This window comes from Streptomyces sp. NPDC110618, from assembly GCF_055657065.1.
Map to the genome: position 1 here is coordinate 739,283 of NZ_JBVKBN010000001.1, position 14,628 is coordinate 753,910.

The window sequence follows — 14,628 nt, forward strand, 5'->3', positions numbered from 1 at the left end:
GGCCGGGCCCGCCGTGAAACGCTCGGGCCGGATGAGTAACACCTTGGAAGGGAAAGCGAGTTGTCACTCTCCACGGGATCCGCTGAGCGGTCCCCGAACGTCCTGACACCCTCCAGTGACACCACCCTGGTCGCCCGGCAGGCGGGGGGAAAGGGAAGAAACCTCCACGCGCTCACCGCGGCCGGATTTCCGGTGCCGCGGTGGTCGGTCCTCGGCCTGGACGTATTCGAGGAATTCCGCCGGGACGCCGGACTGGAGGAGCAACTGGCCGGGCTGCTCGCCGACGGCTGGGAGACCCGGGCCGAGGAGGCCGCGAAGGAGATCGCCCGCCTGATCGAGACCGCCCCGCTCGGCGCACGCGTCGCCGACGCCATCGCCCGCGCCCACCGCGAGGCCGGCGGCGGCACCGTCGCCGTACGCTCCTCCGGAGCCGAGGAGGACGGTGAACGGCACTCCTTCGCCGGGCAGTTCGACAGCTTTCTCGGCGTGCGCTCGCTCGCCGACGTCACCGACCGGGTGCGCCGCTGCTGGGCCTCCGCGTTCTCCGCGCGCTCCCTGCGCTACCGCGCCGAGCGCGGACTGCCCCCCGGCACCGGCGGGGTCGCCGTCGTCGTACAGCAGATGGTCGACGCCGAGCGCAGCGGGGTGCTGTTCACCGCCGACCCGACCACCGGCCGCACCGACCGGCACGTCGTCAGCGCCGTGTGGGGGCTGGGGGAGGGGCTGGTGTCCGGCGCCGTCGACGCGGACACCGTCGTCCTCGACGCCGGGACCGGGCAGGTACTGAGCACGGTCGTCGGGGACAAGCAGGAACGATACGACGCAGGGCCCGACTCCGGCTGCGAGGTCACCCCCGTCGCCGACGAGCAGCGCGCCGCCCTCGCCCTGAGCGACGACGACCTGGCCCGCCTGCACGAGGCGGGTGTACGTATCACCGAGCACTACGGCAGCCCGCAGGACATCGAGTGGGCCATCGCCGACGGCACCCTGTGGATCCTGCAGAGCCGCCCCGTCACCACCCTCGGCGCGGAGCCGGTGGGGGAGCTGCGGATCTGGGACAACTCCAACATCATCGAGAGCTTCAGCGGCGTCGTCTCCCCGCTCACCTACACCTTCGCCGCCGACACCTACGCCAAGGTCTACGAGAGCTACGCCCGCGCCCTCGGCGTGCGCGGCGAGCAACTGCGCGAGGTGCGCGAGTGGACCCCGCACCTGCTCGGCCACATCCACGGACGGGTCTACTACAACCTGTTCCACTGGTACCGCATGGTGCGCCTGGCCCCGCTCTACCCGCTCAACCGGCGGGTGCTGGAGAAATCCCTCGGCGTCGCCGAGAGCATCTCCGACGAACTCGCCGACACACTGCACCCGTTCACGCCCCGGCCCGGACTGCGCGGCCGTCTCTCCCGCATTCGGCGCACGGTCGTCTTCACCCGGCGATTCCTCACCATCAAGAAATCCGTGGAGACCTTCCACCGCGATTTCTACCGGGCTTATGCGGTATTCAACAATGTCGACTACGACGCCCTGCCCGGCGACGAGACCTATCGCCGATTCCGCCGCCTCCAACGCGAACTCATCGAGAAATGGGGGCCGATGCAGGCCCTCGACGCGACGATTCTGCTCTCCGTCGGCCTGCTCGCCCTGCTGACCCGCCGCTGGCTGCCCGACGCCCCCGAATGGTTCACCTGGGCCGCCGCCGCCCCCGGCGGCGCCGTCGAGTCCGCCGAACCCGCCTGGAAACTCCGCGAACTGGCCGCCCGTGCCCGCACCGACGCCGACCTCCTGGAGCTGCTGGAACGCACCCCGGACGACGAGGCGCACCAGGCGCTGCGCGCCGCGGGCCACACCGAGTTCCTGGCCGCAGTCGACGCCTACATCGCCGACTACGGCTACCGCAGCCCCGACGAACTCAAGCTCGAAGTACCGGATCTGTACGAGAACCCGGGCGGGTTGTTCACCCTGCTGCGCGACGCCCTGCGGGAGACCGGCGCGGCCGACGCGGCCGACGCCGAGGACCGCGGCGGCCAGGCCGACGCCTACCTCGACCAACACCTGCGCGGGCCGCGCCGGTTCGTGTACGAGCGGGTGCGCGCCAAGGCCCGCGCCGCGCTCACCGACCGGGAACGGCTGCGGTTCTGCCGCACCCGCGCCTTCGGCGCCGCCAAGCGCATGCTGCGCGCCCTCGGCCGCGACCTCGCCCGCGCGGGCGCCATCGACCGCTGGGACGACGTGTTCCTGCTGCGCCTGGACGAGATCACCGGCGCCTACGAGGGCATGATCGTCCACACCGGGCTGCGCGACCTCGTCGCCGTGCGGCGCAGGCAGCAGGACGCCGACCGCGACCTGCACGCCCCGTCCCGCTTCACCACCCACGGGGCGCCCTACTGGTCCGGCAACCTGGAACGGGCCGGCTGGACGCACGGCCCGGCCGCCCGCAGCGGCGCCCGCGAACTGCACGGCACCCCGTGCTGCCCCGGCGTCGCCGAAGGCCCCGCCGTCGTCACCGACACCCCGCGCGACATCGGCGGCGGCATCCTCGTCACCTACCGCACCGACCCCGGCTGGGTCGCCGCGCTCACCTCGGCCGCCGCCCTCGTCATCGAACGCGGCAGCCCCCTCACCCATGTCGCCGTCGTCGCCCGCGAACTGGGCATCCCCACCGTCGTCCAGGTCAAGGACGCGACCACCGAGCTGCGCCCCGGCAGCCGACTGCGCGTGGACGGCGCCGCGGGAACGGTCACCGTACTGACCGACCCACCGGACGCCACCCCCGGGACCGCCGATAACGCCGGTTCCGCCGCTGCCGGTACGGCCACTGACGCCCGTACCGCCGGGACCGTCCCGCCTACCGGCGACGCCGGGACTGTCCCGGCCCCGGGCGAGGGCGAGTCCGCCCCGTCCGCGGGGGACTCCGGGGCCGCCCTGTTCACCGGCGACGCCGGGACCGCCGCCCCCGCCGAGGGCGCCCGGTCCTCCTCCGATGTCACCCCCGACGCTCCGGCCGCCGCTGCCGCCGCCGACGTCACCCCCTGAACGGAGACAGACCCGTGATCCTCACCGAGGACCAGTTGCAGGACCTGCTGGACAAGTCCCTCGCCGAACTTCCCCGTGGCACCGAGTGGGCCGTCACCCTGGAGGGCTCCATCGCGGAAGGGTTCGGCAACCCCTCCTCCGACATCGACTTCCTGCTCGTCGCCCGCTCCGAGGACGACCTGCCGACCATGCCGTCGCTGCTGTTCGTGGACGGGCGGCGGGTGGAGATCCGCACCCGGTCGGTGCGTCAGCTCGCCGACCAGTTCCGGGCCGTGGAGGACGGCGCCAAGCGGCCCGGCCGGCTCTCCGAGGACCTCCTCAACCGCTGCCAGCGCTTCCTGCACAGCCACCCGCTGCGCGGGCACGCCCTGGTCGAGGAGGTCAAGGCGCTGCTGCCCGTGGAGCGGTTCCGCGAGATCACCGCCGACTGGTGGGCCCACCGCGCCCGCCAGTCCCTGCGCCACGCGCTGGCGCTGCTCTGCCTCGGCGAGACGGACGAGGCCGTCGACTGGACCCGCTCCGGCCTGGTGCAGACGGTGAAGTCCTGGGCGGCCCGCGTCGGCGAGACCTACCTCGAACCCAAGTGGCTCTCCCTCCAGCTCGACCGCGCCGGCCGTACCGACGTCCGCGACCGCTACTGGCTGCTGGAGGCCACCGCACCGGCACCCGGCGACACCGACGCCGCCCACGAGTACCTGACCGAGGCCCTCGCCTTCGCCGCCAAACTCGGCCTGACCGGTGTGCCCCGGCAGCCCGAGCGGATCACCGTCGAACGCGTCAACGGCGTCACCACCTGGCAGACCGGCGACCGCGTCCACGTCGTCCGCGCACGGCGCGACGTGTTCGCCCTCGGCGACGACGCCGGCACCGTCTGGCGCTCCCTCGTCCTCGGCCGGCCCCTGCCCCAGGCCCTCGCCGCGAGCGCGGGCACCGGCGTCACCGACCCGGGCGCGCTGCTCGCCACGTTCCTGCGCTACGGGCTCATCCGCGTCGCCTGGAAGGGCGGCGGCACCATCACCCCGTCGCTGCCGCTCGCCGCGCCGCCCGGACCGGTCACCCCGCCGCCCAGCACCGCCCGCCCGCTGCTCTCCGTGCGCGGCGCGGCCGTCGGCGGGCCCCGCGCGGTGGACCTGATGCCGCTGCCCGCCGACCGGTTCGCCGCCGCCGCGATGGGCCTCGTCTGGGCCAACGTGGTCGTCGAGAACGCCGTCGAGGACCTGACCGGCGCCCTCCAGCGCGGCCAGTGGCGGGTCGCCGAACTCACCACCCGCCGCGCCGTGCACGCCGCGCTGCGCGGACTGTTCAGCGCGTACGGCGTCAACCCGCTGCCCGCCGACTCCGACCTCGTACGCCGCCTCGACCTCCTCCCCGCCGCCACCGGGGGGCCCATCGGCGAAGGCGCCGGAACGCTCCTGCGGCGCACGGTCGACGCCCCCGAGCGGGGCGACGCGCTCCTCACCGACCTCAGGTCCTTCATCGGCCTGGTGCGCGGCGCCGTCGGCGCGGACGCCTTCCCGCTGTCCTTCGAGTCCGCGGACACCTGGCGGGCCACCCTCGAACTCGGCTACGACTGGCTGCGCATCGGCGCCCACCTGGACGCGGAACTCCCCATCGAGGAAGCCCGCGACCTGCTGTCGAGCAACGGAGCCCAGCCGCACCGGACTCCGGCGCCGTGAACCGCGGGTGACAACCGACCCGAGCCTCGGGTGACGGCCAGCCCGAACCCCGGGTGACAGCCGACCCGACCGACCGCCCACCCCGTCCTCGCGGAGGAACCCCCAGATGTCCGACTCCCTGACCGTGCTGGTGACCGGTGCCAGCGGTTTCGTCGGCACGGAGGTGATCGCGCGGCTCACCGCCGCCGGCCACACCGTGCTGCCGCTGACCCACCGCACCACCGACCTCGTCCGCAACAACGGCCGCAAGGTCACCTCCGGCCGCGGCACCATCACCCCCGTCGCCGGGGACATCACCCGCCCCGGCCTGGCACTGGACGACGAAGCCCTGCGCCTCGTCGCCCGCGCCGACCGCATCGTGCACTGCGCCGCCGTCACCGACTTCGGACTGCCCGACGAGCGCTACGAGACCATCAACGTCGCCGGCACCCGCCACGTCCTCGACATCGCCCTCGCCCACCGCACCCCGCTGGTGCACGTCAGCACCGCCTACGTGTGCGGGGAGCGCGACGGAGTCGCCCGCGAGGACGAACTCGACGTCGGCCAGCACCCCGGCAACGGCTACGAGAAGAGCAAGCTGACCGCCGAGACCATGGTCCGCAAGGCCGCCGCCGACGGCCTGCCCGTGGCCGTCGTACGGCCCAGCATCGTCACCGGCGCCTCCCGCACCGGCCACGCCCGCGACCGCAAGACCGTCTACCCGGTGCTGCGCGTCCTCACCCGGGGCCTGGTGCGCACCGTGCCCGGCCACTACGACGCCCTCCTCGACCTCGTCCCCGTCGACCGCGTCGCCGACCTCGTCACCGCGGCCGCCACCCGCTTCGAGGAGGCCGAGGGACACACCCTGCACGCTGTCGGCCACGTCCTGACCCTCCGGGACTTCTCCGACGTCCTCGCCGAGTACCCGTCCTTCCACGTACCCCGGTTCGTCCCGCCGTCCGCGTTCTCCGCCGACGCCCTCACCGACCGCGAACGCCCCTACTACCGGCGCGTGATCGCCCTGTACGAGACCTACTTCCGGCGCCGCGTCCACTTCGACGACACGCAGGCCGCCGCCTTCGTACGCAGGCCCCCGGCCACCGGAGCGCGGCCCTACCTGCGCCGCCTCCTCGACGACTGCCTCGCGACCGGCTACCTCGGCCCCGCCCCGACCACCGACCGACCCGACGGGAGCACCCAGCGATGACCTTGGAGCACGGCATACCGGTCTCACCGCGGCTCACCTGCCACGCCGACAAGCAGCGGCTGTACGGCGCCGACACCTATTACCAGGAGAGCTACGAACAACTCGCCGCCCTCACCGACGACGTCACCGGCTTCGCCCACCGGCACGCCGCCCTCCTGCTCAAGCCCGACGCCGTCGTCGCCCGCAGGCTGGAGGCGGCCGTCGACTGGCTCACCGAGCAGCGCTACCGCATCGTCGGCGCCGGAGTGACCCGGCTGACCCGCACCATGATCCGCTCCCTGTGGTACTTCCAGTGGAACCTCGCCACGCCCCAGCGCAGGCGGCTCGCCGCACTGTTCCTGGAGGACGCCGACGCCCTCGTCCTGCTCGTACGCCCCGAACGGGAGCCGTACGTGCCCGCCTCCGTCGAACTGACCCGGCTCAAGGGCCCCACCGACCCCGACGCCCGCCGCCCCGGCCAGCTGCGCCACCTCCTCGGCCGCTACAGCTACCTCCTCAACCTCGTGCACACCCCCGACGAACCCGCGGACGTACTACGGGAGTTGGCCGTCCACTTCGACGACGCCACCCGCGAGGAGCTGTTCCGCTCCGCGCTCGCCGGCGAGGACCGCACCGCGCACGCCCTGGAACTGGCCGGCCGCCTGTACGCCGACACCAAGCCCCGCGACCTCCACTTCGACCCCGCCGCGGAACGCCTGCGCGACACCATGACCCGGCACCTCGGCGCACAGCCCGACGCCAGCGAGCGCACCCTGCTGGAGACCGCCTGGGAGCAAGGCGTCGAACTCGACCCGTGGGACGCCGTCATCGTCGGCTCCTCCGTGCTCCCGATGCGCGTCCCCGGCCGCGCCCCCGTCCTCGACGGGGCCGACACCGACACCTGGCGCCGACATCTGGACGCCCTGCGCGCCCGGCCCAACTGAGGAGCGTGACCGTGCAGTTCACCCGGACCCTGCCCAGGGAACTCGTGCACCGCGCCGCGCTCGCCGAGGTCTTCCTCACCGACGCAGAACGCCATGGCGAGGACGACTTCCTGCTCGCCGCGCAACTGCCGCGCCGCCACGCCTTCTACCACGACACCCTCGGCGACCGCGCCCGCCACGACCCGATGCTCCTGCTGGAGGCCTGCCGCCAAGGCATCTACGTCGTCGCCCACCGCTACCTCGACGTGCCCCTGGGCCACAAATTCCTGCTGCGCTCCGTAGAGTTCGAGGTCCCCGACCCCGAGGCCCTCGCCTGCGGCGACCACCCCACCCAGGCGGTCGTCGCCACCCGCATCGAGCACCGGTTCCGCAACCGCACCGGACCGACCGGCCTGCGGCTGCGGTACACGATGACCATCGGAGCCCGCGAGGCCCTGCACGCCCGCATCGACTACTCCTGGATGTCGCCCGGCGCCTGGACCCGTATGCGCGCCGGGCAGCGCGACGCGCTCGGCCTGCCCGAGACACCTGTCGCCCTGGCCGGCCGCCGCGTACAGGCGGCTCGCGTCGGCCGCCGCGACCCCGACAACGCGGTCATCACCGCGCCGCGCACGGACCCCGACGGCACCCGCACCGCCCGCCTGATCCCCGACACCGGCCACCCCACCCTCTACGACCACTGGGTCGACCACGTGCCCGGCATGCTGGAACTGGAAGGCTTGCGCCAACTCGCCCTGACCGCCGCCGTCGACGCGGGCACCCTGCCCGCGCCCACCGCGCTTCCGGTCGGACTGACGGCCAGGTTCCGCTGCTTCGCCGAGACCGACCTGCCGCTGGAGTGCCGTACCGGACCGGTCCTGCCCGGCGCCGACATCGCGTGCACGCTGCACCAGTCCGGCGCCCTCGCCGCCGAGGTCCGGCTGCGGCTCGCCGACCCCGCCACGACCGGCGCCCTGGCCGCGCCGGCCGCCCACAGCGCCGTATGAGACGTCCCGAACGGAGAGACCTCCCGCAGTGACCACCGTCGCCGTCCCTCAAGTCCCCGCACGGCTCGGCCGGTTCGTGCTGCGCATGTTCCGGCCGCACGTCTACGGCACCTACGGTCTGCTGTGGGTGCTCGCCCTGGAAGGTTCGGCGGTGGCCGCCACCGGCACGGCCTGGCGGCCCTCCGACGCCACCTGGCTGCGGGTCGTCAGCGTCGTCCTGGCGCTGCTGTTCCTGCGCATGCTCGACGAGCAGAAGGACCTCGACTACGACAGGGTCCACCACCCCGACCGGCCGCTGGTCACCGGTGCCATCACCACGGCGGAACTGCGCGGCGCCATGGCCGCGATCACCGCACTGCTCGTCGGCCTCAACGCCGCCCTCTCCGCCACGGCCGCCCTGCTGATCCTCGCCGCCCTCGGCTACGGCGTCCTCCTCGCCGTACTGGAACGGATCTCGCCCGCCGTCCGCGACCGGCACCTGCTCAACCTGGCCGTCACCTACCCGGTGCAGGTCATCCTGGGCTGCTATGTGTACGGCTCGCTGGTCGCGGACGGGACCGTCGGCGCCGACTGGCGCGGGCCGGTGCTGCTGGCCCTGTGCGCCGGGGTGTTCCTGCACTTCGAGTTCGCCCGCAAGACGGCCTGGGAAGCCGCTGACGGCGAGCGGCTGTACTCCACGGACCTCGGCCCCCGCCGCAGTGCCGCCGTCACCGCGGGCTGCGCGGCCGTGGCCGTCGCCTGCGAGCTGGCGCTCCTCGCCCCCAGCGGCCCCCTCGTGCTGCTGCCCTGCGCCGCCGTCCTGCTGCCCGTGTGGGGCACCCGGCGCTTCCTGACCGCCGGACGCGGCACCTGGCCGGTGCTGTTCGCGATGCTCTTCATCGTCGCCACGTATCTCGGCCTCGTCGTACGGGCGGTGCTCCTGTGACCCCCGACGAACTGCTCACCACCACCCGCAGCGTCCGGCGCGGGCTGGACCTTGACCGGCCCGTGGACCTGGAGGTCGTACGGGACTGCCTGCGGATCGCCCTGCAGGCACCCAACGGCAACAACCGGCAGTCCTGGCGCTGGATCGTCCTCACCGACCCGGAACTCCGCGCCGAGGTCGCCGCCGTGTACCGGGCCGCCTTCCACGATCGCAACGCCGAGCGGCTGCGGCGCCTGGCCGAGTTGCCCTCGGAGACCCGGTCGGTGATGTCCGGCGCCCGGCTGCTGGCCGAGCGGCTGCACCGGGTGCCCGTCCTGGTCATCCCGTGCATCGAAGTTCCCGGCGGCCGGCTGCCGGAGGGCAACCAGGCCGGCCTGTGGGCCTCGCTGCTGCCCGCCGCGTGGAGCTACGCGCTGGCCGCCCGCAGCCGCGGCCTGGTCACCGCCTGGACGGCGGTCCACCTGGACCGCGAGCACGAGGTCGCCGACCTCCTGGGCCTGCCGCCGGGGGTCCGCCAAGGCGCGCTGCTGCCGACCGCGCACCCCCTGCGCAGCACCTTCCGCCCCGGCCCGCGCCGCCCGCTGGAGGAGGTCCTGCACCTCAACGGCTGGCACGGCCAGGGAAGTTAGAAGGGGCCCTTCGCCGCTTCCCGGCGCAGGGCCCCTCGTCCGTGCTCCTCAGCGGATCACGTCTCGTTCCAGCGGAAGAACTTCAGCGTCAGCAGCGTCACCACCGCCGTGAAGGCGAGCATGCCGCCCATCGTCGGCAGCGCGTCGGCCAGCCCGCCGCCCCGGCTCAGCACCGCCTCGCTGCCCTTGACGAGATAGCGCAACGGCATCATGTACGACACGGCCTGCACCCAGCCCGGGGCGCTGTCCAGCGAGAAGAACGAGCCGGACATGAACGACATCGGCAGCACCAGCAGTTGCGCCAGTCCGCCCGCGGACTCCTCGGTGCGGGTGAGCGAGCCGATCAGCAGGCCCAGCGACATCAGCGCCAGCGTCCCGCACATCACCAGCGGGATCACCAGCCACCAACTCCCGGTCAGCTGGAGCCCGAAGTACGGCAGGGTCGCCACCGCCAGGAACAGCGCGGTCTGTGCCAGCGCCATCAGCAGCGTCATGGAGATGCGGGCGGCCACGACCTCCCACGCGCGGATCGGGGACAGCCGCATCCGCTGGAGGATCTTCTTGCGGCGCAGCGTCACCAGGGTGAGCGCCGTGCTGAACACTGCGCTGGAGGCGATGGCCCAGCCCATCAGACCCGGCGTCAGGTACTGGATCGGCTCGACCGACTCGTCCTCGACCTGGCCGGCCTGAAGCGTGTACGTGGGCGGCTCGTCCGCCGCGGCCAGGTTCGCCTGCTCCAGTACCGCGTTGAGGGTGGCCCGGGCGGAGGCTCCCTTGACCTGGTCGGCGGCGCTGTAGCGCAGGACGACCGTGCCGCCCTGCTGCATGACCAGGGCGTCGTAGTCGCCCTCGCGGACCTTCTCCAGCGCCGACTTCTCGTCGCTCACCTTGGTGATGGTGGCGGCCTCCGACAGCTGCTCGCGCTGATCGGCGGTGAGCGAGTCCAGCACCTCCACCGGGCCGACCTGGGCGACCTTGATGTGCGCGGTGCCGTCGCTCTTGAACAGCGTGCCGAACAACAGCAGGAACAGGATCGGGAAGATCAGCAGGAAGAAGATCGTGCCCTTGTCGCGCAGCACGCTCATGATCATGGTCCGGGACAGTTCCCGTACCGGGTTGAGCCGGTCCTTGCGGTCGGGCGTGCTGCCTGCGGTGCCCTTGCCCGCCGGGCCGCCGCTCTCGCGGGGCGCCGTCGTCACGGGCCGTGGGGTGGTCTCCTCGATGCTCACGAGCGGTACTCCCGTCCGGTCAGCTGGAGGAACACGTCCTCCAAAGTGGCGCCGCGCACCTCCAGGCCGCGCAGGGCGCCCCGGTCGGCCAGCACGGACAGCACCGGCCCCGGCGCGCCAGTCGTCACCGTCAGCAGCACCCCGTCGTCCTCCACCGTGGCGTCGACGACCCCGGCGTCCTTCAGCGAGTCCCGCATCGCGTCCGGCGCGACGAGCCCGGACTCCACGCTCACCCGCACCATGTTGTCCAGTTCACGCACGAGCGCGGCCGGGGCGCCGGTGCGCAGCACCTTGCCGCGCTCCATCACGGACACCCGGTCGCACAGCACCTCCGCCTCGTCGAGGTAGTGCGTGGTCAGGACGACCGTGCGGCCCTCCTCGTTGACGTCCCGCAGCAGGTCCCACAGATTGCGGCGCGCCTGCGGGTCGAGACCGGCGGTCGGCTCGTCCAGGAACACGATCTCCGGGTCGTGCACCAGACCGCAGGCGATGGACAGCCGCTGCGCCTGCCCGCCGGACAGCTTGTCCGCGGGCACCTGGGCGAACTCGGTCAGCCCGACCCGCTCCAGCATCGCGTCGGCCTGCCGCGCGCCGACCCGGTAGAACGAGGCGAACAGCCGGATCGTCTCCCGCGTCGTCATCTTGTCCAGGAACGACGACGCCTGGAACTGCACGCCGATCCGGGTCAGCAGGTCCAGGTTGCGCGGCCAGGGGGACTGCCCGAACAGCTCGATCCGGCCCTCGTCGGGCTCGCGGACGCCCTCCATGATCTCCAGGGTGGTCGTCTTGCCCGCCCCGTTGGGGCCGAGGATGCCGTAGAACTCGCCCGCCTCGATGCGCAGGGAGACCCCGTCGACGGCCTGGATGTCCCCGTACCGCTTGCGCACACCGTCCGCGACGATCGCCGGCGCCGTCATGACACGTCCTGCCTGGTCCGGCCGAGCCGCCTGCCGGCTCCGCCGCACATGAACTGATGGTCCATCACTCGACTGTCGTCTCTCCGTGATCGGGTTGGGGGATCGTTGGGGCACTGCCACCCGGACCGCCAGCCCAGCACAGGCCCCGCGCGGGGGCCATCGATGCCGCCGAAGACTAGGGAATCGCCGGTGGCCGGGGCCGGGTCCGGGGCCGGGGGCGGAACGGGGTCGGGGCCGGAACGGGGGGCGGGAACGGGGGGCCGGGGACGGCCCCCCGGTGGGAACCGTCCCCGTGGACGCCGGTCAGCCCCAGGTCACCGGGAGCGCGTACACGCCGTAGTGCATGGCCTTGTCGCGCAGCGGGATCTCGTGGGGCTCCACCGCCAGGCGCAGGTCGGGGAAGCGGTCGAAGAGCTTCTGGTAGCCCAGGCGCAGGGTGGCGCGCGCCAGGTGCTGGCCCAGGCACTGGTGGATGCCGAAGCCGAACGCCAGGTGCCGGCGCGAGGGCCGGGTGACGTCGAAGACCTCCGGGTCCTCGAACTGCTCCGGGTCCCGGTTCGCGGCCGGCAGCGACAGCACCACCGTCTGCCCGGCCTCGATCTTCGTACCACCGATCTCCACGTCCTCCAACGCGACGCGGCTGGCGCCCATGTGAGAGATCGTCAGGTAACGCAGCAGCTCTTCCACCGCCCGTTCCATCAGCTCGGGCCGCTCGCGGATCTTCCGCAGCTGCTCGGGGTGCTCCAGCAGGGCGAACGTGCCGAGGCCCAGCATGTTCGGGGTGGTGTCCAGGGCGCCGCCGATGGTGATCCAGGAGATGTTCGCCAGCTCCTCCTCGGTCAGCTCCCCGGACTTCACCAGCTTGCCCAGCAGCCCGTCGTTGGGCTCGGCGAACAGCTCCTTCACGACCCGGGCCAGCGTCTGGTCCAGCGCCGTGTTGTGCTCGATGAACTCCTCAAGCGTGTAGTCGATCCGCATGATCGCCGAGAAGTGCCGGTCCAACTCGGCGATGTCCTCCTCCGGCACACCCATCACGGAGTGCACCGAGCGGTACACGACCTTCTGCACGAACGTCGGCAGCAGGTCCACGGGCGGCTCAAGACCCGCCATCTCCTCTAGGACGCCGTCGATGATCCCGGCGAGCGTCGGCTCGTACTCCTGGATCTTGCGGACCGTGAAGAAGCCGGTCAGCAGCCGCCGGTAGTGGGTGTGGTCGGGCGCGTCCATACGGACGAACGAACCCGGCGGCGACGGCTTCGGGTCGTAGTTCTCCACCTCGAACGGCGGCGACGCGACCAGCGCCAGCAGATCCGCCCGATGGCTGAACCGCGGATCGGTCATGATGGCCCGCACATCCTCGTGCCGGGTCACCAGCCAGCCGTCCTTGCGGCCCGGCGCGATGTCGAACGTCAGCGGGCTGATCGGCTCCTCCGCCCGCAGCCGCCGGTACTCCGGGTCCGGGTCGAAGGGGCAGGTGCGGTCGGTCGGGATCACAGGGGGTTTCGGCTCGAAGGCCATGGGGCTCCTCCGTCAGGTGGGGGTTGCGTCCGCCCGGGTGCGCCGCTCAGGCCCGCCGGACCGTCAGCGGCAGCCGCCGAAGACCGAAGACGTTGACCCGGTTGGCGAAATAGGACAGCGGGCTGTCGCGGTCCACACGGATGTCGGCGTACCGGTCGAGCATCAGATCGAGCGCGATCCGCCCCTCCATACGGGCCAGCGGGGCGCCCAGGCAGTAATGGATGCCGTGCCCGAAGGCCAGCTGCTTGGCATGGGGCCGGTCCCGCACAAAACGGTCCGGCTCGGGGAAGACCCGCTCGTCGCGGTTGGCGGACAGCAGCCAGAGGTACACCATCGTGTTCTCCGGCACCTTCTCCCCGGCGATCGCCACGGGCGCCGTCGGCACCCGCTCGATCTTCAGGAACGGCGGCCGCAGCCGCAGCACCTCCTCGGTGAAGGGGGCGATCAGCGCGCGGTCCTCACGCAACCGGCCCAGCTCACCCTCCTCCTGGTCCAGCGTGAGCAGCATGTTGCCCAGCAGCACCGACGTGGTGACATGACCGGCGAGCAGCAGCAGCGCCGCGAAGCTCACCACGTCCTCGTCGTTCAGCCGCTCCCCGTCGACCTCCGCCCGCACCAGCAGGCTCATCAGGTCGTCGTGCTCGCGCGCCCGCCGCTCCGTGACATGCCGGCCCAGATAGTCGCCCAGCTCCTGCACCGTGCGTCCCAGGACCTCCGCGCCCTCCGGCGTCTCCCAGTTCGCCGTCAGCAGGTTGTCGGCCCACCCCTGGAACAGCGGACGGTCCGAGGGCGGCACGCCCAGCATCGACGAGATCACGATCACCGGCAGCGGATTCGCGAACGCCTCCACCAGGTCGAAGCCGTCCGCGTCGGCCAGGCCGTCCAGCAGTTCGGTGGCGACCTCGGTGATGCGCGGCTCCAGCTCGCTGATCATCTTCGCGGTGAACACCTTGCTCACCAGCCGGCGCAGCTTGCCGTGGCGCGGCGGGTCCAGCAACAGCAGGGTCCCGCCCGGCGGTTGACGCTCACCGCCCGACAGCCGGGTCACCGTGTCCGAGGAGAACAACGCCGGGTCCGCGGTGATCCGCTGCACGTCCTCGTGCCGGAACACGTGGTAGCGGCCCTCCGGATCGCGCCACACCGGCTGCTCGTCACGCATCCGCCGCAGCCAGGCCAGCAGGGTCGCCCCGCCGTCCAGGTCGACCTCGGGCGGCGCGAGAACCTCTGGTCTGTCGGGATCGGGCACGGCTGTCATCGGAAGAACCCCTCTCGTCAGGGCAGTCCGCACGGGCGGCACGGCGGGAGCGGACCCCAGGGCAGCACGAGCCCCGAAGCCGGGGCCACAAACGCCGCCGAACTCTAGGGAATTGCCGGTCCCACAGCCCTGCCGGGCCCGTCCGGGGCAACTAGGGGATTTTTCAGAGTCGGAGGTCGGGCGGCCGTCGACGCCGTGCGCGCCCCCAGACTTGACCGGGTTCGACGAGCTCGACGAGGTCGATCTGTTCGACGAGCTCGATGTGCTCGACGTTTTCGAAAAGCCATGCGGACCGCGTGGGTGTCCGAGCCTGAGGAGATCCGGTGTTGTCTACCGTCCCGAGTGCAG

Annotated in this window: 11 protein-coding genes; 7 read left to right on the forward strand and 4 right to left on the reverse strand. The window is 72.5% G+C overall.

What is annotated here, in order from left to right; genetic code table 11:
- The first annotated feature begins 60 nt into the window (after window positions 1–60).
- The 7 genes from ACZ7L7_RS03080 to ACZ7L7_RS03110 all read left to right on the forward strand — a co-directional run bounded on the left by ACZ7L7_RS03080 (window position 61) and on the right by ACZ7L7_RS03110 (window position 9,361).
- The gene (locus ACZ7L7_RS03080) at window positions 61–3,036 is read left to right on the forward strand and encodes a phosphoenolpyruvate synthase (protein WP_472074545.1); all 2,976 of its coding nucleotides are present in this window, start codon (window positions 61–63) and stop codon (window positions 3,034–3,036) included.
- A gap of 14 nt (window positions 3,037–3,050) precedes the next feature.
- A complete protein-coding gene (locus ACZ7L7_RS03085) occupies window positions 3,051–4,712 on the forward strand; it encodes a hypothetical protein (protein WP_471432263.1) in 1,662 nt (553 codons plus the stop codon).
- 106 nt (window positions 4,713–4,818) lie between these two features.
- A complete protein-coding gene (locus tag ACZ7L7_RS03090; RefSeq protein WP_471432261.1) occupies window positions 4,819–5,898 on the forward strand; it encodes an SDR family oxidoreductase in 1,080 nt (359 codons plus the stop codon).
- On the forward strand, window positions 5,895–6,821 hold the full coding sequence (locus ACZ7L7_RS03095; protein WP_471432260.1) for a nucleoside-diphosphate kinase: 927 nt from the start codon (window positions 5,895–5,897) through the stop codon (window positions 6,819–6,821). The genes ACZ7L7_RS03090 and ACZ7L7_RS03095 overlap by 4 nt, the downstream gene beginning before the upstream one ends.
- 11 nt (window positions 6,822–6,832) lie before the next feature.
- Window positions 6,833–7,807: a ScbA/BarX family gamma-butyrolactone biosynthesis protein gene (locus ACZ7L7_RS03100; RefSeq protein ID WP_285516691.1), complete on the forward strand. Its 975-nt coding sequence runs from the start codon at window positions 6,833–6,835 to the stop codon at window positions 7,805–7,807.
- A gap of 28 nt (window positions 7,808–7,835) precedes the next feature.
- Window positions 7,836–8,732 carry a hypothetical protein gene (locus ACZ7L7_RS03105; RefSeq protein ID WP_453601894.1) on the forward strand — a complete coding sequence of 299 codons (897 nt, stop codon included), beginning with the start codon at window positions 7,836–7,838 and terminating at the stop codon, window positions 8,730–8,732.
- Window positions 8,729–9,361 carry a nitroreductase family protein gene (locus ACZ7L7_RS03110; RefSeq protein ID WP_285516689.1) on the forward strand — a complete coding sequence of 211 codons (633 nt, stop codon included), beginning with the start codon at window positions 8,729–8,731 and terminating at the stop codon, window positions 9,359–9,361. Before ACZ7L7_RS03105 ends, ACZ7L7_RS03110 begins: the two co-directional genes overlap by 4 nt.
- 56 nt (window positions 9,362–9,417) lie before the next feature.
- On the opposite strand, the gene ACZ7L7_RS03115 is transcribed toward ACZ7L7_RS03110, so the two are convergent.
- The 4 genes from ACZ7L7_RS03115 to ACZ7L7_RS03130 form a co-directional block, all read right to left on the reverse strand.
- A complete protein-coding gene (locus ACZ7L7_RS03115; protein ID WP_471432256.1) occupies window positions 9,418–10,590 on the reverse strand; it encodes an ABC transporter permease in 1,173 nt (390 codons plus the stop codon).
- Window positions 10,587–11,507 (reverse strand): ABC transporter ATP-binding protein, encoded by a 921-nt coding sequence (locus ACZ7L7_RS03120; protein WP_453601899.1) that lies wholly within the window; start codon window positions 11,505–11,507, stop codon window positions 10,587–10,589. The genes ACZ7L7_RS03115 and ACZ7L7_RS03120 overlap by 4 nt, the downstream gene beginning before the upstream one ends.
- 303 nt (window positions 11,508–11,810) lie before the next feature.
- The gene (locus tag ACZ7L7_RS03125) at window positions 11,811–13,025 is read right to left on the reverse strand and encodes a cytochrome P450 (protein WP_285516686.1); all 1,215 of its coding nucleotides are present in this window, start codon (window positions 13,023–13,025) and stop codon (window positions 11,811–11,813) included.
- Between the two features lie 46 nt (window positions 13,026–13,071).
- Window positions 13,072–14,280, reverse strand: coding sequence for a cytochrome P450 (locus tag ACZ7L7_RS03130; RefSeq protein ID WP_285516685.1), 1,209 nt, complete (start codon window positions 14,278–14,280; stop codon window positions 13,072–13,074).
- Between the last annotated feature and the right edge of the window lie 348 nt (window positions 14,281–14,628).